This window comes from Burkholderia sp. Ac-20345 (assembly GCF_017104825.1).
In the GTDB taxonomy this organism is placed as follows: Bacteria; Pseudomonadota; Gammaproteobacteria; order Burkholderiales; family Burkholderiaceae; genus Burkholderia; species Burkholderia lata_B.
This window is the reverse complement of sequence record NZ_JAAGPO010000048.1, coordinates 40,569-61,387: the sequence shown is the minus strand read 5'-3', so window position 1 is coordinate 61,387 and position 20,819 is coordinate 40,569. Positions and strand designations below refer to the sequence as shown.

General features: G+C 66.5%; 19 protein-coding genes. 9 read left to right on the top strand and 10 right to left on the bottom strand.

The features are described from left to right. The 6 genes from gspL to gspG all read right to left on the bottom strand — a co-directional run. Window positions 1–388: type II secretion system protein GspL (gene gspL / locus G3O06_RS19045; RefSeq protein WP_346779537.1), on the bottom strand; the 388-nt coding region annotated here is incomplete at its 3' end. 26 nt (window positions 389–414) lie between these two features. Continuing rightward, on the bottom strand, window positions 415–1,545 hold the full coding sequence (gene gspK / locus G3O06_RS19040; protein ID WP_174970697.1) for a type II secretion system minor pseudopilin GspK: 1,131 nt from the start codon (window positions 1,543–1,545) through the stop codon (window positions 415–417). 2 nt (window positions 1,546–1,547) lie between these two features. Continuing rightward, window positions 1,548–2,207 carry a prepilin-type N-terminal cleavage/methylation domain-containing protein gene (locus G3O06_RS19035; protein ID WP_174917317.1) on the bottom strand — a complete coding sequence of 220 codons (660 nt, stop codon included), beginning with the start codon at window positions 2,205–2,207 and terminating at the stop codon, window positions 1,548–1,550. Between the two features lie 7 nt (window positions 2,208–2,214). Further along, window positions 2,215–2,643: a type II secretion system minor pseudopilin GspI gene (gene gspI / locus G3O06_RS19030; RefSeq protein ID WP_277403735.1), complete on the bottom strand. Its 429-nt coding sequence runs from the start codon at window positions 2,641–2,643 to the stop codon at window positions 2,215–2,217. Window positions 2,644–2,645: 2 nt separating this feature from the next. Beyond that, window positions 2,646–3,215 carry a GspH/FimT family pseudopilin gene (locus tag G3O06_RS19025; protein ID WP_174970694.1) on the bottom strand — a complete coding sequence of 190 codons (570 nt, stop codon included), beginning with the start codon at window positions 3,213–3,215 and terminating at the stop codon, window positions 2,646–2,648. Between the two features lie 39 nt (window positions 3,216–3,254). After that, window positions 3,255–3,707 (bottom strand): type II secretion system major pseudopilin GspG, encoded by a 453-nt coding sequence (gene gspG / locus G3O06_RS19020; RefSeq protein ID WP_011350483.1) that lies wholly within the window; start codon window positions 3,705–3,707, stop codon window positions 3,255–3,257. Between the two features lie 175 nt (window positions 3,708–3,882). Between gspG and G3O06_RS19015 the strand changes: the two genes are divergently transcribed. Then, window positions 3,883–4,293 carry a general secretion pathway protein GspC gene (locus G3O06_RS19015; protein WP_085041256.1) on the top strand — a complete coding sequence of 137 codons (411 nt, stop codon included), beginning with the start codon at window positions 3,883–3,885 and terminating at the stop codon, window positions 4,291–4,293. A gap of 35 nt (window positions 4,294–4,328) precedes the next feature. Here G3O06_RS19015 and gspF read toward each other — a convergent pair whose 3' ends face one another. From gspF to gspD, 3 genes are read right to left on the bottom strand one after another with little or no spacing between them, the layout of a single operon-like run. Beyond that, window positions 4,329–5,546 carry a type II secretion system inner membrane protein GspF gene (gspF, locus tag G3O06_RS19010; RefSeq protein WP_205817105.1) on the bottom strand — a complete coding sequence of 406 codons (1,218 nt, stop codon included), beginning with the start codon at window positions 5,544–5,546 and terminating at the stop codon, window positions 4,329–4,331. Between the two features lie 4 nt (window positions 5,547–5,550). After that, window positions 5,551–7,050 carry a type II secretion system ATPase GspE gene (gene gspE, locus G3O06_RS19005; protein WP_174917313.1) on the bottom strand — a complete coding sequence of 500 codons (1,500 nt, stop codon included), beginning with the start codon at window positions 7,048–7,050 and terminating at the stop codon, window positions 5,551–5,553. Beyond that, entirely contained in the window at window positions 7,047–9,389 is a 2,343-nt protein-coding gene (gspD, locus tag G3O06_RS19000; protein WP_205817104.1) for a type II secretion system secretin GspD, read from the bottom strand. The genes gspE and gspD overlap by 4 nt, the downstream gene beginning before the upstream one ends. A 367-nt stretch (window positions 9,390–9,756) precedes the next feature. On the opposite strand from gspD, the gene G3O06_RS18995 reads away from it, so the two are divergent. Beyond that, window positions 9,757–10,206: a lytic transglycosylase domain-containing protein gene (locus G3O06_RS18995; RefSeq protein WP_174917311.1), complete on the top strand. Its 450-nt coding sequence runs from the start codon at window positions 9,757–9,759 to the stop codon at window positions 10,204–10,206. Between the two features lie 158 nt (window positions 10,207–10,364). Then, on the top strand, window positions 10,365–11,678 hold the full coding sequence (locus G3O06_RS18990; protein WP_174917310.1) for a GTP-binding protein: 1,314 nt from the start codon (window positions 10,365–10,367) through the stop codon (window positions 11,676–11,678). Window positions 11,679–11,796: 118 nt separating this feature from the next. Here the strand turns inward: G3O06_RS18990 and G3O06_RS18985 are convergent, their stop codons facing one another. Next, on the bottom strand, window positions 11,797–12,075 hold the full coding sequence (locus G3O06_RS18985) for an HU family DNA-binding protein (protein WP_006401505.1): 279 nt from the start codon (window positions 12,073–12,075) through the stop codon (window positions 11,797–11,799). Between the two features lie 388 nt (window positions 12,076–12,463). Here G3O06_RS18985 and mnmC point away from each other — a divergent pair, with 388 nt between their 5' ends. The 6 genes from mnmC to G3O06_RS18955 all read left to right on the top strand — a co-directional run bounded on the left by mnmC (window position 12,464) and on the right by G3O06_RS18955 (window position 20,639). Continuing rightward, on the top strand, window positions 12,464–14,410 hold the full coding sequence (gene mnmC, locus G3O06_RS18980; RefSeq protein WP_205817103.1) for a bifunctional tRNA (5-methylaminomethyl-2-thiouridine)(34)-methyltransferase MnmD/FAD-dependent 5-carboxymethylaminomethyl-2-thiouridine(34) oxidoreductase MnmC: 1,947 nt from the start codon (window positions 12,464–12,466) through the stop codon (window positions 14,408–14,410). A 671-nt stretch (window positions 14,411–15,081) separates the two neighbouring features. After that, on the top strand, window positions 15,082–16,296 hold the full coding sequence (locus G3O06_RS18975; RefSeq protein WP_174985728.1) for a cation:proton antiporter: 1,215 nt from the start codon (window positions 15,082–15,084) through the stop codon (window positions 16,294–16,296). A gap of 14 nt (window positions 16,297–16,310) precedes the next feature. After that, window positions 16,311–17,426, top strand: a complete 1,116-nt coding sequence (locus tag G3O06_RS18970; RefSeq protein ID WP_006490006.1) for a YbdK family carboxylate-amine ligase — start codon at window positions 16,311–16,313, stop codon at window positions 17,424–17,426. A gap of 508 nt (window positions 17,427–17,934) precedes the next feature. Beyond that, entirely contained in the window at window positions 17,935–18,573 is a 639-nt protein-coding gene (locus tag G3O06_RS18965) for a MarR family winged helix-turn-helix transcriptional regulator (protein WP_027788730.1), read from the top strand. Between the two features lie 28 nt (window positions 18,574–18,601). After that, a complete protein-coding gene (locus G3O06_RS18960) occupies window positions 18,602–19,312 on the top strand; it encodes a glutamine amidotransferase (RefSeq protein WP_166963938.1) in 711 nt (236 codons plus the stop codon). Window positions 19,313–19,526: 214 nt separating this feature from the next. Next, the gene (locus G3O06_RS18955) at window positions 19,527–20,639 is read left to right on the top strand and encodes an NADH:flavin oxidoreductase/NADH oxidase (protein WP_205817102.1); all 1,113 of its coding nucleotides are present in this window, start codon (window positions 19,527–19,529) and stop codon (window positions 20,637–20,639) included. Window positions 20,640–20,819 lie beyond the last annotated feature (180 nt).

Sequence of the window (20,819 nt, the reverse complement as noted above, 5' to 3'; positions counted from 1 at the left end):
CCGCCGTGAACGCGTCGCAGATCGTGCGGAACCACGCGCGATCGACGACGGCCAGCACGCGGCGCCCGTCGGGCAGCGCGTCCGGATCGAGCGCGATATGGCAGCCGAGCGGATCCTGGATCAGCTGATCCTCGACGATGTTGGGCAGCGCCTGGCGCAGCTTCGGCCCCTTCAGCGGCGGCACGGTCGCGGCCAGCAGCAGCACGTCGCGCGCGGCGACGATCAGCACCGTCGCATTCGCGCGCGGCAGCAGCGCGAGCGCGGCGCGGCCGGCACGCTGCACATGGCCGGCCTTGTCGATGAGCGTGAACGGCAGCTCGGGCCACTGCCATTCCTGCAACGGCACGGCAGGCTCGCGCGGCGGCAAAGAAACAATCAACGTGCTCACAAGAGCTCCTCTCCCGATTGGCGTCGTTATAGCTGGTCGCGGATGCGCACGACCCGTGTCGAGTGCGTGGTCGGATCACGATACACGAGCGAGGTGCGATCGACCTCCGCGCGGTCGTGCTGGATCCGGCCATGCACGATGAAATAGCTCGAATTGACGTCGATGACGCTCGAGTCGAGCGTCACGTTCGGCGCACCGGCGCCGCGCAGCGCGAGCTGCACGTCGCCGACGTTGCGGAAAAACACGGTCTCGCGACGCGACACGAGCGCCTGCGCGGACGATACGCTCATCCCCGGCATCAGCGCCGCGATCACCTCGGCCGGCGCGGTGTTCATGTTCACGGGCGTCGTGGTCGGCAGCACGGTGACGAACGGGCGCAGCCGCGCGACCATCTCGGGCGTCACGCCGTCGATGTCGAGCAGGCTGTCGACGCCCGTCATCATCAGCGGCGCGGGCCCGCGGTCGCCGCCCGTCATGCCGGGATCGTCGGTGAAGCCGCCGCCACCCTGCTGATCGGTTGTCACCGGCGCGGTGACCGGCGGCGCCGTGCCGCCACCCGGCAGCGTCGGCATCTGGAAACGCGTCGCCGAATTCAGCAGGCTCGCGCGCACCTGCAACGCGATGCGCTTCGCCAACGCGCCGTCGTAGCCGAGCGTCGTCAGCAGGCGCTGGAACGCCTGGACCTGCGTGACGTTCAACTGCAGCACGCCGGGCGCCGGCGACGCCACGAGGTTGCGCAGGTTGAACTTCGCCTGGGCGTCCTCGATCGAGCCGGAGATATAGGTGTCTTCGCCGCCGTTGTCGTTGGGCGCGCCGATCCGGCCGAGGAAGTCCGACAGCTTCGTCTTCGCGATCGGCACGCCCCAGATCCCGCCGAGATACGTGATGCCGGGCGCCGTGTCGCCTTCGGAGCGCAGGATCATCCGCGTCCAGTCGAGCGCGCCGCGCGCGACCCACTGCGCCTGCGCGATCACGCGCTGGTTCTCGATGCGGCGAATCTGTACCTGCTGGCGCCACAGCATCCCCGAGACGAGGATCGCCGACAGCGCGACGACGAGCAGCGCGGTGATGATCGCCGCGCCGCGCTGGCGGCCGCGTGCCCGTGCGCGACCGGCGGCACGGGCGGCAAGCCATGAGCGGTGAGGGCGCGCGCGCATCGTCATTCCCCGACGAGGAAGATGCGCGTGACCGGCACGCGCAGCGACGTCGCACCGATGCTGACCTGCAGCCCCGTCACCGCGCGCGCAGGCGGCGCGTTGCCGATCTGCGGCACCTTGAGTGCATCGTTGTTCTGGGCAAGCGCTTCGTCGGCCGTCTGCAGGTTGGTGGTCCAGCCCACGCGCGGCACGTACAGCTTCGCGTCGATCGCGCCGACGCCGCCCATCAGCGCGACCCAGTTCCAGCCTTCGACACTGCTGTCCTTCAGCATGCTGCGCAGCCGGTTCGCGTCGTCGATCGGCGGCGACGCATAGCGCACGACGCGCCCGCCGGCGATCCGGTAGCGGACCACCTGCAGCCGCGGCGCGGCGCCCGGCACCTCGAGTTCGCGGACGATCTGCAGCGTATTGCCGGCGACACCGATCGCCGGTTGGCCGGCCTCGTCGTCGGTCGCGGCGAGCCGCGCGTCGATGCGCATCTGGTCGAACATCTGCGCGAACACGCGCTCGTCTTCCATCGCGGCCGCGACCTTGTCGCGACCGCGCATGATCTGGTCGAGCCCGCGCCACGCGAGGATCGCGACCACCGCGAGGATCGCGATCGCGATCATCAGCTCGATCAGCGTGAAGCCGCGGGCGGGGCGGGCGAGCGGGCGTCGCATCGGCGAATCAGAGCGGACGGCTGGTTTCATTCGCGACCACCGTCACCATCTGCGCGAGCACACCGGACCGCCCGGGCATGCTCACCGAAATCCGGACGCGCCGGAACACCGGGTTGGGCGTGGTGCTCACGCGCTGCGTGCAGACGAGCTGCACGTTGCCTTGCGAGCAGTCGAAACTCTGTTCGCCGATTTCCGGCCACGCATGCGTGAGCCGTATCTGCGCGAGCGCGTTGTCGGCGCTCCAGCCGGCGAGCAGCCGGCGATGAAGATCGGACGCGTTGGTCGCCATCGTGCCGACCGCACGGATCGACGCGGCGAGCGCGACCGCGATGATCGCGAGCGCGACCAGCACTTCGATCATCGTGAAACCACGGCCCGAAGGAAGTCCCCTTGAGGGGCGCGATGAGGAAACAGAAGAGGGCAGGCGACGACGCATCGTCATTGCACCTCGTAGCGGCCGTTGCCGGTGCCGACGATCGTCGCGCTGCCGACGGCCGAATGCAGCGTCACGCGCACCGGCGTGTCGATGCTCTCGGTACCGAACACCACACGATTCGCATGCGTGTCGGACCCCGGATAGTCGATGTCGGCGCCCGTGACGCCACCGTCCCAGTCGCGCGGGCGCAGCAGGTCGTCGCGCAGTGTGCGCCAGCCGTCGGGCGAGCTCACGTCGAAACGAAAGCCGTGCGCAGTCGGCAGCCACGCGATCGGCCGGGCACGCACCTGCGCTTCGTCGCCGGCCGTCTCGAACAGCAGCGCGATGCGCTGCGCTTCCTCGCGCAGGTCGGTGCGCGGATTGCGCGTGAGCGACAGCGACGCGAGCGACACGAGCAGCCCCGCGATCACGAGCACGACCAGCATTTCGAGTAGCGTGAAGCCGCGCGCGCGATGACGCCGCGCACCGTGCAACGCCTGCCCGCCGTCGGCCCGCGCCGGCACGGACGAAGCCGCGCCGCGACGCACACGGCGATCGCGGCCGCAGCGGAAGGTCGTGCGAATGGCGAGCATGAAGAACGGGAACGAAGCGTCGGGCCGGTCAGTGAGCGCTTATTGCCACGAACCGATGTCGGTGTCGTTGCCTTCGCCGCCTTCCTTGCCGTCGGCGCCGTAGCTGAACACGTCGATCTCGCCGTGCACGCCCGGGTTCAGGTACTTGTACCCGTTGCCCCACGGATCGTTCGGCAGGCGCTCGAGATAGCCGCCGTCCTTCCAGTTGTTCGGGATCGGATCGGTGGACGGCTTCTGGATCAGCGCGTTCAGGCCCTGATCCTGGGTCGGGTAGCGGCCGTTGTCGAGACGGTACAGCTTGAGCGCCTGCATGATCGTGCCGATGTCCTGCTTCGCGGCGATGCGGCGTGCCTCGTCCGGACGGCTCATGATCTTCGGCACGATCAGCGCCGCCAGGATCCCGAGGATCGCGACCACCACCATGATCTCGATCAGCGTGAAACCGCGCTGACGACGCACGGCCGCGTTGCGGCGAGTGATCCACGTTTGCATGACTGACTACCTCTTTCCAAAAAATGTCGTTGGTTGAGTGACGCACCCGGCGCACCGGACGATTGCCTGACGGCAACCTTCCGAACCCGCGGGCGCGGAGCACGCATTGTAAGGCGCGCATTGCCGAGGGCTTTCACCCAACGCAAATTTCACATACATCCGTACAATAGCGCGCATGAACGCGCTCTCGATCCGGATCCTCTCCCTAGCCCTCTTCGCGGGTTTGTGCGCGACGGCCACCTACTGGGTCGTCACGCTGTCAGCCCGCGAAGCGCCGCTGCCCGCCGCCGCCGCGCGGCTGCCGATCCGCACCGAGGACGCCGCGGCGCTCTTCGGCGGTCAGCTCGACAAGAATCCCGTGCAGGACATCCACCTGTTCGGCATCCTTGCGCTCGACCACGGCGGTGCCGCGATCGTCGGTATCGGTGGCGAACCGCCGCGCGCCGTGTCGCTCGGCGCGGACGTCACGTCCGGCGCGAAGCTCGCCGAAGTCCGCCCCCGCTCGATCATCGTCGAGCGCAACGGTGCCCGCACCGAAGTCCAGCTTCCCGCCAACACGCCGTCCCCGGCGATCTACGTGCGCTAAAGCAGAAGGCGACGGCCCGACCAACGGTCAGGCCGTCACTGCACCATGTTGTTCAGCTCGATGATCGGCAGCATCACGGCCAGCACGATCACGAGCACGATGCCGCCCATCGCCAGGATCAACAGCGGCTCGAGCAGGCTCGTCAGGAACATCGTGCGACGCTCGAGCTCGCGCGCCTCACCTTCGGCCGCGCGATCCAGCATCGTCGTCACGTCACCCGTCGCTTCGCCTGAACGGATCAGGTGCACGAGCACCGGCGGAAACGTCTTCACGTTGTTCAGCGCGCGCGACAGCGCGGAGCCTTCGCGCACGCGTACGATCGCGTCGTCGATGTTCGCGCGCATCGCGCGGTTCGACAGCGTCTCGCCGGCCGCCTGCAACGCGCGCAGGATCGGCACGCCCGCCGCGGTGAGGATGCCGAGCGTGCTCGCGAAGCGCACCGTGTTGTAGCCGCGCACGAGCTTGCCCGCGAGCGGCGCGGTCAGCACCCAGCGGTCGAACGCGAGGCGCGGCCCGTCGCGCGACAGCGTCGCCTTCACGAACCACACGATGAGCACGACCGCGATCAGGATCGCCCACCACCAGTGCCGCACGAAATCCGACAGTGCCATCATCACGATCGTCAGCACGGGCAGCTGCTGCTTCGTGCTCGCGAACACGTTGACGACCTGCGGCACGACGTAGCTCAGCAGGAACGTGACGATGCCGAATGCGATCAGCGTGACGATCCCTGGATACGTGAACGCAAGCAGGATCTTCTGCTTCAGCGCGTTGCTCTGCTCGATGTAGTCGGCCAGGCGCGACAGCACGATGCCGAGCTTGCCGGTGTGCTCGCCCGCCGCGACGAGCGCACGGTAGATTTCCGGGAAGTCGCGCGGATGCTGGCCCAGCGCATTCGCGAGCGAATGGCCGCCGAGCACCTCGGCGCGGATCGCGGCCATCAGTTCGCGGATGTAGTCGCGCTCGGCCTGCTCGGTCAGCACGCCGAGCGCCTCGTCGAGCGGCAGCCCCGCGATCAGCAGGCTCGCGAGCTGGCGCGTGAGGATCGCCTGTTCGCGCTGCGACAGCTTGCGGCCGAACGCGAGCCGCTGCGACCGCGCCCCGCGCGTCGCGCTGGCGGCCGGCTCGACGACGAGCGGCGTAAGACCCTGCGTGCGCAGCTGGCCGCGCGCGGCACGCGCGCTGTCGGCATCGATGACGCCTTTCTGCGCGCGGCCCGCCGCATCGATTGCTTCGAAACGGAATGCCGGCATCGCGCTATGCGCCTCCCGTCACGCGCAGCACTTCCTCGAGTGACGTCGCGCCGGACGCGAGCCAGCGCTCGGCGTCGTCGCGCAGCGTGCGCATCCCTTCCGCACGGCCGGCGGCAAGAATCTCCGCGTCGGCCGCGTTGCGGTGGATCAGCGAGCGGATCGACTCGTCGACCAGCAGCAGTTCGTACACACCGCGCCGGCCCGAATAACCCGAATGCCCGCACTTGTCGCAGCCGACCGGATGCCACACGGTGCGGCCTTCTTCCTGGCGCTCTTCCTTGCAGACGGGGCAGAGCTGCCGCACGAGCCGCTGCGCGAGCACGCCGAGCAGCGACGACGCAAGCAGGTAGGGCTCGACGCCCATGTCGGTCAGACGCGTGACGGCCGACGCCGCATCGTTCGTGTGCAGCGTCGCGAGCACGAGGTGGCCCGTCAGCGATGCCTGCACCGCGATCTGCGCGGTTTCGAGGTCGCGGATTTCGCCGATCATGATCACGTCCGGGTCCTGGCGCAGGATCGAACGCAGCGCACGGGCAAAGGTCATCCCGATCCGCTCGTTCACCTGCGTCTGGCCGATGCCGCCGAGGTCGTATTCGATCGGGTCCTCGACGGTCATGATGTTGGTCGTCGCGGTTTCGAGCCGCGACATCGACGCATACAGCGTGGTCGTCTTGCCCGAACCCGTCGGGCCCGTGACGAGCACGATGCCGTGCGGTCGCGCGATCAGCTTGTCGAATTGCACGAGCGTGTCGCGGCCCATCCCGAGGGCCTCGAGGTTCAGGCGCTGCGCATCCTTTTCCAGCAGACGCAGCACCGCACGCTCGCCGTGCCCGGTCGGCAGCGTCGACACCCGCACATCGACCGGCCGGCCGCCGACGCGCAGCGTGATGCGGCCGTCCTGCGGCAGGCGCTTCTCCGCGATGTCGAGCTGCGCCATGATCTTGATCCGCGAGATCAGCGCGCCGTGCAGCGCCTTCTTCGGCCGCACGACGTCGCGCAGCGTGCCGTCGACGCGAAAGCGCACGACCGATGCGTTCTCGAACGGCTCGATGTGAATGTCCGATGCCTGTTCACGCGCCGCTTGCGTGAGCAGCGCGTTGATCATCCGGATGATCGGTGCATCGTCTTCCGATTCGAGCAGATCCTCGACTTCGGGGATGTCCTGCATCAGCCGCGACAGGTCGACTTCGCCTTCGACCTCGCCGACCACCTGCGCGGCGCTGCCGTCCTGGCGCGCGTACGCATGGTTGATTGCCTGCACGAGCTCGTCGGCCGGCACGCGATGCACGGAGATCGAGCCGAAGTTGCGCGCGATCTCCGCAAGCGCGGCGTCGCTCGTGCGTTCGCTGATCCACACCTCGAGCGTGTCGTCGAGCTGATGCGCGATCAGCACCTGGCCGCTCTTCGCGAAGCCGTACGGCAACAGGCGCGCGGCGAGCGGCGACGGCGGCTGCCGTTCGCCCGGCGCGCCGTCGTGGGCGGAAGACGCGAGCACGTCGCTCACTGCGACGCTCCCGGCGTGGCCGTCAGCGGCCGTTGCGGTACCGTCTGCTGCGGCACGCTCTGCGGCTGCGCGGGCGTCGCTTCCGGCAACGGCTGGGCCGGCACGGGCACGACCTGGCGCTGCAGCTGCTGGCGACGCATCTTGTCGAGATCGAACAGGTTGCCCGCGGCCGTGCCGCCCTGGCTCGGGCCGATCGGCATCGGCGGGACGACCGGATCGTCCTTGTCGCGGATCACGTTGTTGTCCGACTTGTATGCACCCGTTACGCCCTGGATGTAGTCGTAGCGGTTGGACGTGACTTCCTGCGCGGTGCTGCGATCGGAGATGATCACGGGGCGCAGGAACACCATCAGGTTGGTCTTCTGGCGCACCTTCGATTCCGAACGGAACAGCTGGCCGATCCACGGAATGTCGCCGAGCAACGGCACCTTGCTGTTCGACACCTGGTAGTTGTCCTGCATCAAGCCGCCAAGCACGATGATCTCGCCGTTGTCCGCGAGAATCGTCGACTGGATCGAGCGCTTCGTGAAGGTCGGGCCGGTCTGCGCATTCGTCGTGCCGCTGACGACCGCCGAATCTTCCGTGTAGAGCTGCAGCTTCAGGATCCCGCCTTCGGTGATCTGCGGCTTCACGTGCAGCGTCAGGCCGACGTCGCGACGGTCGTAGGTATTGAACGCATTGCTCGTCGTGCCGCTCGTCAGGTTCGAATACGAGCCGGTCGCGATCGGCACGTTCTGGCCGACGACGATCTTCGCTTCCTCATTGTCGAGCGTGACCAGGTTCGGCGTCGACAGCACGTTCGCGTCGCTCACACCCGCGAAATACTGCAGCAGCGCACCGAGCCCCTGCACGCCGAACATGTTGTGCAGCCAGCCGATGTTGAGCCCTTGGCTCAGCGCCCCGAGATTGTTGGCCAGCCCGCCCCCGGTGACGCCGCCTGCGGCGCTGGTCACGCCGCCCGCCGTCAGGTTGATGATGCTGTTGCCCAGGCCCAGCCCGGGGTTCAGGTTCGTGCCGCCGAGGAACTGGCCGCTCGCCACCTGCCACTGGATGCCGAGGTTGCCCTGCGTCGTCGAGTTCAGCTCGACGATCAGCGCTTCGATATAGACCTGCGCGCGCCGCGCATCGAGCTGGTCGATCACCGAGCGCAGGTTCCGGTAAACCGGATCCGACGCGGTGATGATCAGCGAGTTGGTCGCCGCATCGGCCTGGATCATCCCGCCCGGCTGGTTGTCGTCACCCTTGTCCTTGTCGCCGCCGAGCAGGCCGGCGCTGCCGAGGCTGCCGCCGGACGACGAACCGCTGCCGTACGACGAGGACGACGAGCCGCCGAGGCTGCCCGACGGCAGCGGCGGGGTGCCCGACGTGCCGGTCGAGAAGTTGCCGCTCGACGACGAGCCGCCGCTCTGGTTGAAGCTGTTCGCATCGTTGGACGACGCCGACGAGCCGCTGTCGCTGCCGCTGCCCTTGCCGAGCATCCCGCGCAGCGTCTTCGCGAGCTTCACCGCGTCCGCGTTGCGCAGCGGCACGACGTGCATGTTGCCGGGCACCGCGCTCGGCGCGTCGAGCTGCTGCACGAGCCGCTTCGCGGCCGCAAGGCGCGACGCGCTCGATGCGCGCAGCATCAGCGAGTTGGTCCGCGGGTCGGCCGTGACCGACACCTTCAGCGTCGCATCGCTGTTGCCGATCGCGCCCGGGTCGAGCATTTTCTGCAGTTGCGCGGCAAGGTCGATCGAGTTCGCATTGCGCAGCGGCACGACCTGCACCTGCGCGCCCGCGGCGCTGTCCACGCCCGAGATGATCTGCGCGATGCGCCGCACGTTGTCCGCGTAGTCGGTCACGACGATCGTGTTGTTCGCCGGGTAGGCGGTGACCGTGTTGTTCGGCGAGATCAGCGGCCGCAGCACGGGCAGCAGGTTGTTCGCCGATTCGTTGTGCAGCTCGAACACCTGCGTGATCACCTGGTCGCCGCGCGCCTGCGGCGCATTGCCGACGTAGGTCGGCACGCCCTGCAGTTTCGCGTCGGCCTCGGGCACGACCTTCAGCACGCCGTGATCCTGCACGAGCGCGAAGCCCTGCATGCGCAGCGCCGACTGCAGCGTCTTCAGCGCCTGGTCTTCCGGCACCGGCCGTTCGGCGACGAGGTTGAGCTGCCCCTTCACGCGCGGGTCGACGATGATGGTCTTGCCGGTTGCGGCGCCGATCGCCTTGGCGACCTGGTCGATATCCGCATTCACGAAGTTGAGCGTGACCTGAGCGTAGGCGGCCTGCGAGACGATGATGCCGGCGACGATCAGGGTCGTGGCGACACGCCGCATAACGAAGCGATTTCTTGTCATGGATGAATGGGTCGATGCCGGCTCAGGCCACTTCCGGCGGTAGTGCTGGGATCCAAGTCCGAAAGAGGCGACATTAGCAGTTTTTCATGTCCGAAATATCACATTGATCCGAGGACTGTCTCACATACGACATGTATCGGGCGAGCCGTATGCAATATGTAAGCTTTGACGCTATTCTCGGCATGCCGGCCATCGCCCCCGTTTCATGAAGAATCGACACGGAAATGCGGTATAACCGGGCTGCCGTATTCCTGTATGTCGCAAGCTGACGGACTGTCGGTATGATACGGGCGGCACGATTCTTGTCGCATGAATAACAGGCACGGGTTTTCCCGACCCTCACGCATTTTCTTCGCGATTTCGCACCATGAACAGACGGTTCGTTTCGATTGCGTTAATCGCCGCCGGCGTGTGTTTCGCCAGCGCGAACGCTCGCGCGGACTGTTTCGACGAGGCCGCTAAATATCAGCAGGTCAATCCGCTGATCCTGCGCGCGATCGCGTGGCAGGAGTCGCGCAACCGCCCCGCCGCGCTGAACAAGAACACGAACGGCTCGGTCGACTACGGCCTGATGCAGATCAATTCGATCCACCTGCCGACGCTGTCGCGCTACGGGATCGGCCGCGACACGCTGATGGAGCCGTGCAAGAACGTCTACATCGCCGCGTGGCATCTCAAGCAGAAGATGAACCGCTACGGCAACACGTGGCAGGCGGTCGGCGCCTATCATTCGGAAACCCCGTCGCTGCGCGACAAGTACGCGCGGCAGATCGCCGGCATCCTGACGCAGTGGAAGCTGCTGCCGCCCGTGCAATGACGCGGCGGCGCAGCGCGGCCTGACGCCGTACCGGCCGGCCGGCGCGCGTTTGATGCACAATGCGGGCTCACGCCGCAATTTCGCCCGCTCGCGGGACGATCGCGCCCCGGAAGGGCGCCACGGCCGCTTTTTCAATTTTTCCGTTGGTGCATATCGCTATGAATCCGGCAATGAACCAGCCGTTGCCCGTCACCGTGCTGTCCGGCTTCCTCGGCGCCGGCAAGACCACGCTGCTCAACCACATCCTCGCGAACCGCGCGGGCCTGAAAGTCGCCGTGATCGTCAACGATCTCGCGGCGGTCAACATCGACGCATCGCTCGTGCGCGACGCGCAGGCGCTGTCGCACGTCGAGGAACGCCTCGTCGAGATGTCGAACGGCTGCATCTGCTGCACGCTGCGCGACGACCTGCTCGTCGAGATCCGCACGCTCGCGTCCGAAGGCCGCTTCGACGCGATCATGATCGAATCGACCGGGATCGCGGAGCCGATGCCGATCGCCGAAACCTTCACGTTCGTCGACGACGACGGCACGTCGCTGTCGGCAATCGCGCGGCTCGACACGCTCGTCACCGTGGTCGACGCCTACAACTTCCTGCGCGACTACGGCTCGGACGACGCGCTCGCGACGCGCGGAATCGCCGCATCGGAAGAGGACGACCGCACGCTCGTCGAGCTGCTGATCGAGCAGATCGAATTCTGCGACGTGCTGGTGATCAACAAGGCCGACCTCGTCGCCGCGGACGACCTCGCACGCCTGCAGCACATCCTCGCGCGACTCAATCCGCGCGCGCACCAGGTCGTGTCGACGTTCGGCAACGTGCCGCTCGATGAAGTGCTGAACACGGGCCGCTTCGATTTCGACGAAGCCGCGAACGCACCGGGCTGGCTCGCGTCGCTCGATCACGATCACACGCATTGCGACGACCCGGACTGCCATGACGAACATCATGCGCACGTGCACGGCGAAGCCGACGAATTCGGCATCGGCAATTTTGTTTACCGCGCGCGCCGGCCGTTTCATCCGGCGCGACTCTGGGCGCTGCTGCACCAGGAGTGGCCGGGCGTGCTGCGCAGCAAGGGCTTCTTCTGGCTTGCGACGCGCAACGACATCGCGGGCTCGCTGTCGCAGGCGGGCGGCGTATGCCGGCATGGCCCGGCGGGCCTCTGGTGGGCTGCGCAGGATCGCGCGGAATGGCCGGACGACGACGAGCTGCTCGGTGAAATCCGCGCGGAATGGCACGGCGATCTCGACGATCGCGCAGTGGGCGATCGCCGGCAGGAACTCGTGCTGATCGGCATCGCGCTCGATGCGGATGCATGGCGCGAGAAGCTCGATGCGTGCCTGCTGACCGATGCGGAATTTGCACTCGGCGCGGCGGGATGGCATGCGTTCGACGATCCGTTCCCGGCGTGGGATGTCGATTCGCACGATGACGACGATCACGGCGACACGCAGATCGTGCACGTGTAACGCGTTGTAAGAACAACCGTTAAATCTTGCAAGAGGGGCGCGGACTGTGGCGAAAATGCCGCGCGCGCCCAACAAAAAACCCGCCGAAAGGCGGGTTTTTCTTGGAACAGGCGCTGGTTTAACGCTTGTTGACGGCGTCCTTGAACGCCTTGCCAGCCGTGAACTTGACCGTCTTGGCTGCCGGGATCTTGATGGTTTCGCCGGTCTTCGGGTTGCGGCCCGTACGTGCTGCGCGCTTGCCCGAACCGAAGCTGCCGAAGCCGATCAGCTGAACCGCATCACCCTTCGACACGGCCTTCTTGATGACTTCGAGCAGCGTGTCCAGCGTTTCGCCGGTTTGAGCCTTGCTGGCGCCCGTTTGGGCGGCGACGGCGTCGATCAGTTCCTGTTTGTTCATTAAGGTTCCTTTATCAGGTTAGGTTGACACGAACAGCGCGAACGCGCCGATTATACGTGCGCGAACCGTGCCGTCGAGAGTCAGACTCCGACGACACAGCGCCGAATCCTGGCCCGCGCGACGCGCCTTCCGGTTAGCCGGCGGCCACCCCGCGGTACGGCGTTGCTATGATAGCGCAGCGCAAACCCAATAACGACAAGGGTTTCAAAGATTTTCATCGGTATTTCGCCGAATGAATCATCGACTGCCCGTTTTTTGACCAGCGCCAACCGGACAGGATACGCAGCGCGGTCCGCCCGAGCGCCGCCCCGTTGGCTTTTTCCAACGACCGGACGGACGGCCCCGCGCAATCCCTTGCCAGGCTTGGCTGCCACGTTTTTTGTTTCGCATGACCGACCGACTTGTTCCCGCCACATTCGCGCTTCGCGACGACGGCACGCTCGTCTCGCCCGAGTTCGGCGATCTCCATCGCGGCACATCAGGTGCGCTTGCGCATCGCGTGTTCGTCGCGGGCAACGGGCTGCCGACGCGCTGGCAGGGCCGCCGCACGTTCACGATCGTCGCGACCGGATTCGGCGCGGGCGGCAGCTTCCTCGCGGCCTGGGCCGCGTGGCGCGACGATCCCGCGCGCTGCGAGCGGCTGCATTTTGTCGCAGTCGAACCGCATCCGTTCTCGCGCGACGACCTGCGCCGCGCAGCTTCGCATATCGTTGCGGACACAACCATGTCGGCGAATGTCGATGCGCTTGCCGACGCGTGGCCGATGCTCGTGCCGGGCCTGCACCGGCTCGAATTCGACGAAGGGCGCGTCGTGCTCACGCTCGCGTTCGGCGATGCGATCGACATGCTGGGAAAGATCGTTGCGCGCGCCGACGCGTTCTGTGTCGACGGCTTCGCATCATCGAGCGACGCGGATCTCCGATCGACCGACGTGGTTCGCGCGCTCTCGAAAATCGCCGGCGAACACGCGACGTTTGCAGCGCATGCGAATTCCGACGTGTTGAAACACGCACTCGGCAAATCGGGTTTCACGTATCGCGAGGTCGACGATCTGCTCGTCGGCGAATATGCGCCGCGCTGGCGCGCGCGCCGGCACGAGCCGCCGCTCGCACTGCCTGTTGCGACACGTCGCGCGATCGTGATCGGCGCGGGCCTGGCGGGCTGCGCGGTCGTCGAACGCATGGCCGCGCGCGGCTGGGAAGTCACGCTGATTGAGCGGCACGACCGGATCGCGAGCGAAGCGTCGGGCAATCCGGCCGGCGTATTCCATCCGCTGATGACACGCGACGACAACGTCGCGAGCCGGCTCACGCGCGGCGGCTTCCTGCACGCGATCGCGCGCTGGCGCGCACTCGAACGTGCGGGCCACGCATTCGCGCGCAGCACGCACGGGATGATCCATCTCGCGGAATCGGCCGAGGATTTCGCACGGATGCGCGATGCATTCGATGCGTTCGGCGCGCCGTCCGACTATGTGTCGCTGCTCGACGCCGATGCCGCGCGCGCCCATCTGAACCTGCCGGTCGCGCAGGGCGGCCTGCTGTTTCCGCACGGCGGCGCCGTCTGGCCGGCCGGCCTTTGCGCGGCCCAATACGCGGCGGCCGGCGAGCGCGTGCGCTTGCTCGCTTCCACCCGCGTTGCACGACTCGAACGGCGGGGCGACGCATGGCATGCGCTCGACGACGCGGGCGGCACGCTGGCCGAAGCGCCCGTCGTCGTGCTCGCGAATGCCGGCGACGCCGCGCGTCTCGCCGGGCTGCAGCATGTCGCGCTGCAACCGGTGCGCGGCCAGCTCACGTTGCTGCCACCTGGCACCACGGCGCCGCTGCCGTGCCCGACGATCGGCGACGGTTACGCGGTGCCGCTCGACGACGGTACGCTGCTGATCGGCGCGACGTTCGAACCCGACGATGTCGATCCCGCGATGCGCGCAGCCGGCCACCTCGAAAATATCGAGCGCGTACGGCATCTGCTACCGGGCCTGATCGGCAACCTGCCGGATCCCGACACACTGCGCGGCCGCGTCGCGTTCCGCTGGGTCGTCGGCGACCGCCTGCCGCTGCTCGGCCCGCTCGCGGACGAAGCAGGCGCCGTCGCCAATGCACGCGCGCTCAGCGGTGCGCAAGCGCGCGACCTGCCGCGCCTGCCCGGGCTCTACGGCGCATTCGGCTTCGGCTCGCGGGGCCTCGTATGGGCCGCACTCGGCGCCGAACTAATTGCATCGCAACTCGAAGGCGAGCCGTGGCCGCTCGAGCGCGAACTCGCCGATGCCGTCGATCCCGCACGCTTCCTGATCCGCGCGTTGCGCGCGCGCCGCGTCGGCCAGGACGGCTGACCGCTCACCTGAGCCACTCACAGTTTCCAGACTTTTTCGCGCAAGGTTATCCACTCGACGCTGTGGATAACCGCGCGGAATCGGCACGCACTTCGTGTGCAATCACAGTGGACGTAAACTGAGCAACTCGGCACAGCTGTGAGACGGCCCGAAAGTTGCTCAACTCAAACCTCTGTGCACGAACAGTCTGTGCAATGGGTTATGGGCGCTTCAACACCTTGATCCGTCGACGTAAACTGAAGTTATCCACAGAACTGTGCGTCCTTTGTTAACTTCTACTACGTATATATACAAGTAAACCTTTGAAACCAAAGACCTGCGGTGCCGCACAGCGCCGCGAGTCGATTCAATGGGTTCCAGACCGAAAAAGCTGTGGCACAATCGGTTTCCTTCGCGTTCATCCGGCCAGGCGCCGGACATGCTTCAATGGAACGGTCGGCACGATTTCGAATCTGAATCTTCGAGACTGCGCAGTCCGTTCACACACCAGGCCGACAATCCAGATCGGCAACCTGAACGACTTTCCGCCCTGTGGCGGAAAAGGCGGATCCCATGTCCCGCCGTCGTCGACACAACAATCACATTCGGGGCGATACCCAGCCGGCGCGTATCCATTTCTGACGCTTGACCCCGCGTCGCTGGCGGTCGCTTCCAAAGGAGAAGTCACCACGATGAAGTCGGCGTTCTCATTCCTGCCCAACTGGCCGCTCACGCCGGATGCCGTGTTCTGGGCCGGGCTCGCGCTGTTCGCGGCCGGCCTGTGTGGCGAGCTGTGCTATCGCGCATGGCGCCTGCCTCGCATCACCGGTTATGCGGTGATCGGTCTCATCGCCGGATCGTTCGGATTCGGCGTGATCGATGCAAGCACCGACGAAACCTCGCGACTGCTGATCGACGTCGCGCTCGGCCTGCTGCTGTTCGAGCTCGGCAGCCGTCTCGACCTGCGCTGGATCCGGCGCAATCCGTGGCTCGTCGCTTCGAGCCTGGCCGAAGCCACGCTGACGTTCGTGCTGGTGCTGTTCGTGATGCTCGCGCTCGGCGTATCGGGGATGGTCGCGCTGGTGCTGTCGGCGATCGCGATCGCGACATCGCCGTCGATGGTGATCCAGCTGAAGACCGAGCTGCGTGCGGAAGGGCAGGTGTCGCAACGCCTCATCACGCTCACCGCGCTCAACAGCGTCTATGCGATCGTGCTGACCAAGCTCGTGACGAGCTGGCTCCACCAGGAAGCGTACGGCAACGTGTTCGCGACGATCCTGCAGCCGCTCTACCTGATCGCCGGTTCGTTCATCGTCGCGTATGTCGTTGCGCGTTCGTGCAACTACCTGTTCCGCCACATGACCGCGACGATGCGCGACGAGCATTCGTTCGTTGCGTTGTTCGGGCTCGTGATGCTCGCGATCGCCGTCGCCCAGGCACTGAAGCTGTCGACGCTGCTCACGCTGCTGCTCGCCGGCATCATCGTGAAGAACCTCGAAGCACGCCCGCAACTGTGGCCCGAGCATTTCGGCACGGCCGGCTGGCTGCTGACGGTGGTCCTGTTCGTGCTCACGCTCACGTCGTTCACGTGGGGCGATATCGCGCTCGGCGGCCTGCTTGCAATCGTGCTGATCATTACGCGGCTCGTCGCGAAGCTGGCCGGCGTCGTCGCGTTCGCGAAGCCGAGCGGCATCGGGATGAAGCAGGGCATCGCACTCGGCATCGCGCTCACGCCGATGTCCGCGCTGTCGTACCTGCTCGTCGACGACACCTACCAGCTCTATCCGAATTTCGACCCGCACCTGCGCGCGATCGTGATGTGCACGATCGTGATCCTGCAGCTCGTCAGCCCGTTCATCGTCTACCGCTGCCTGTCGGCGGTCGGTGAGCGCAGCGACAGCAACTGATTCCGGAACCTGCCATGGCACTCGAAACCTTCGTCAATTCCGAGCCGTTCACGTTCGGTGTCGAACTGGAGATCCAGGTCGTCAACACGCACAACTACGACCTGACCAAAGCGGCATCCGACCTGATGCGCCTGATCCAGGGCGAGACCTTTCCGGGCAACATCACGCCGGAAATCACCGAGAGCATGATCGAGCTGTCGACCGGCATCTGCCATTCGCACGAGCAGGCGGTGAGCGAGCTGCACGCGATCCGCGACGTGCTCGTGAAGGCGGCCGACCAGCTCAACGTCGGGCTGGCCGGCGGTGGCACCCATGCATTCCAGCAATGGAGCGACCGGCAGATCTACGATGCACCGCGCTTCCAGTACATCTCCGAGCTGTACGGCTATCTCGCCAAGCAGTTCACCGTGTTCGGCCAGCACGTGCACATCGGCTGCCCCGATCCCGACAGCGCGTTGTTCCTGCTGCACTCGATGTCGCGTTTCATCCCGCACTTCATCGCGCTGTCCGCGTCGTCGCCGTTCGTGCAGAACGTCGACACCGGTTTCCATTCGGCACGCCTGAATTCGGTGTTCGCGTTCCCGCTGTCGGGCCGCGCGCCGTTCGTGCTGACCTGGGACAGCTTCGAGGAGTACTTCACGAAGATGGTGAACACCGGCGTCGTCAACTCGATGAAGGACTTCTACTGGGACATCCGGCCGAAGCCCGGCTACGGGACGATCGAGGTGCGCGTGATGGACACGCCGCTGTCGGTCGACCGCGCGGCGGCGATCGCCTGCTACATCCAGACGCTCGCGCGCTACCTGCTGACCGACCGGCCGCTGAAGCTGTCGGAGGACGACTACCTCGTCTACACGTTCAACCGTTTCGAGGCGTGCCGCTTCGGGCTCGAGGGCACCTGCGTGAATCCTCAGACGGGTGAGCGCCGCACGATCGCCGAAGACATCCTCGACACGCTCGACCGGATCGCGCCGCATGCGGCCGCGCTTGGCTCGCGGGCGGCGCTCGACGAGATCGGCGCGCTGGCCAAGGCGCGCGTAAACGACGCATCGTGGTTGAGAACCGTTTTCAAACAGGAAAAATCGCTCAATGAGACGGTCCGCCAGCAGTGCTTACGTTGGCGCGAGTGAAAAAATGTTTTGCAGATTACGGGCTCGACCGAGTCGCGATTCACTGAACGACCGGCGGCCCCGATTGCGGCCGAAATCGTTGCCGGTTGTCCTGAAAATCTGTGGATAACCTGATATTCCGCTGCAAAGTCAACGATCTGTGCGCGGGATAACCCGGTGGATCATTGCGGTCGGCCCGATGGCCGATCCGAACAGGAAAATGCCCATACGCACCGTTTGGCGGGCGTTCGGCATTGCAGGCACAACGAAAAATTTTGGTTATCCAGTGATTTTCCACAGAATGAAGGGGATAACTTAGCTGTGCGATTTTCCGCTCTCGCTTAGAATGTCGGCTTTGCGGACACCGGAACGATGAGTGTCTTACCGGTCGCCGCGAACGCGACCGCCGCGTGTGCCCTCGCGACGGCCGTGCTGACGCACTCGCAAGAGCGTGTCTGTTTTGAGATAGACATTCGATCTCCACACTACGGCCGCTCGGCAAACCGGGCGGCGGCAAAGCGAAAAGACTATGAGCGAAGGCGTTTACGGGAATCAGGCTTCGGGACGTGTGACCCACAGCCTGCTGCGGTTGAGTACGGCCATGCGAAGCCAGGCATGGGATTGGGCGGAAGGCGCTGGCCTGACGCCGACGCAGGGCGAGATCCTCGTGCTGCTGCTGCAGCGCAAGGGCCCGATGCGGCTCGGCGAGATCGCGCGCGAGACGCAGCTGACCGCGGCGACCACGAGCGATGCGGTGAGCACGCTCGAGACCAAGGGTCTCGTCGAGAAGCGCCGTGCGCTGGACGACGGCCGCGCGCTGGCCGTGCGCCTGTCGGCCCGTGGCCGGACGGCCGCGAAGAAGGCACTGCAATGGCCTGAATTCCTGACGAAAGCGGTCGGCAAGCTCGGCGCGGACGAGCAGGGCGCACTGTATCGCGCGCTGCTGAAGACGCTGCGCGAACTGCAGGTGGCCGGTGCGACGCCGCCGCAGCGCATGTGCTTGACGTGCGCCCACTTCCAGCCGGGCAAGCTGTCGAAGAAGACCGTGCATCACTGCGCGGCGCTCGACATCTCGATGTCGGACAGCGATCTGCGTCTCGACTGCTCGGTGCAGGAAGAAGCCGACGCGGCGACGCAGAAGAAGACCTGGAAGATTTTCGCAGGCTGACGTCCGTCGATCGACCGGGAGGCCGATGATGAACGCTGAAGTCGTGGCGATCCGCCACGTGCATTTCGAGGATCTCGGGAGCTTCGAGCAGGTGCTCGGCGAACGGGGCCGGCGGGTGCGCTACGTCGACGTCGGGTCATCGCGGGTCGAGGTGCTCGACGTGCTCGAGCCTTCGCTTCTCGTGGTGCTCGGCGGGCCGCTCAGCGTGTACGACGATGCGCAGTATCCGACGATCGCGCCGCTCGCGGCGCTCGTGCGCAAGCGCATCGACGCCGGGTTGCCGATCCTCGGGATCTGCCTCGGCGCGCAGTTCATCGCCCGGGCGCTCGGTGCGCGTGTCTATCCGGCCGCGCAGCACGAACTCGGCTGGGCGCCGCTGACGCTCACCGACGCCGGCCGCGCATCGCCGCTGCGCCATCTCGATGGTGCGGCGACGTCGATGCTGCACTGGCATGGCGACACGTTCGACCTGCCGGGCGGGGCGATGCATCTCGCATCGACACCGGCCTGCCGTCACCAGGCATTCGCATGGGGCCAGCACGTGCTGGCGCTGCAATGCCATCCGGAAATCCGCACCGACCGCTTCGAACCGTGGCTGATCGCGAACGCCGGAGAAATCGCGGCGACGCCGGGCATCGACGCGCGCCAGTTGCGCGCCGATACCGCTCAGCACGGCCCCGCGCTCGAGGCGGCCGCGCGACGCATGTTCGCGGAGTGGCTCGACAGCGTCGGACTCTGACGCTGCCAGCGGCGGCGCCGTTCGCCGCGAGGTGCTGCCCGGCCCGCATCCGTTGCAGGCCGGCGCATCGCCGTATGCGCTACCTTTTCTCCATTATCGGCAACCGGCCGCCGGCCGTACCTGACCATCCGCTTACTGCCGGGTGCGCCTTCTGCACGCTTGCAGCCTGCGTGCTACGCTCGTTCGCTCTTTCCTTTCCTGGCGAGCGGCCTCCATGACTGCGCTGTTTTCCCCGTTCACGCTGCGCGGCGTGACCCTTCCGAACCGGATCGTGATCTCCCCGATGTGCCAGTATTCGGCCGAACGCGGCGAGGCGACCGACTGGCACATGATCCACCTCGGCCATCTCGCACTGTCGGGCGCGGGGCTGCTCTGCATCGAGGCGACCGCGGTGGAACCCGACGGACGCATCACGCATGGCGACCTCGGCCTCTGGGACGACGTGACCGAAGCCGCGCTGAAGCCCGTGCTGGCCGCGATCCGCAAGCATTCGCCGGTCCGCGTCGCGATGCAGTTGTCGCATGCGGGGCGCAAGGCATCGAGCAACGTGCCTTGGCAGGGCGGTCAGCTCGTGTCGGTTGCCGACGGCGGCTGGTTGCCGCATGCGCCGTCGGCCGTGCCGCACAAGGACGGCGAGACGCCGCCGCTCGCACTCGATGCCGCGGGCCTGAACCGGATCCGCGAAGCGTTCGCGGCGTCGGCGAAGCGGGCCGCACGGCTCGGTATCGACGCGATCGAGGTGCATGCGGCACACGGCTACCTGCTGCACCAGTTCCTGTCGCCGCTCGCGAACCAGCGCACCGACGAATACGGCGGCTCACTCGAAAACCGCATGCGCTTTCCGCTCGAGATCTTCGAGATCGTGCGCGCGGCGTTTCCGGAGGACCGGCCGGTCGGCGTGCGCGTGTCCGCGACCGACTGGGTCGAAGGCGGCTGGGAGCTCGACGATACGATCGCGTTCGCGCACGAACTGAAGCGCCGCGGCTGCGACTGGATCGACGTGTCGTCCGGCGGCGTGTCGCCGCTGCAGAAGATTCCGCTGTCGCCCGGCTACCAGGTGCCGTTCGCGCAGGCGGTCAAGCGCGCGGTCGGCATGCCGACGATCGCCGTCGGCCTGATCAACGAGCCCGCGCATGCGAACCGGCTCATCGAGGCCGGCGATGCCGATTTCGTCGCGATGGCGCGCGCGATGCTGTACGACCCGCGCTGGCCATGGCACGCGGCGGCCGAGCTCGGTGCGCAGGTGACGGCGCCGCCGCAATACTGGCGCTCGCAGCCGCGCGAGCACAAGGCGTTGTTCGGCGACATCGCATTCGGCCAGCGTTGAGCACCGCGCGCGCAATATTGCGCGTGATGTTGAACGAAGCAATCGTGAACGTGTAGGATGCGGGTGATTCGCCGCATGCCCCGACGCGGCACCGACCGGTGCCGCGTTTTCGTTTTGCGCGACGCCAGGCCGCGATCGCGGCCGCCTTCCATTCAAGTCGTCTTCACAAGGATTCGTTCG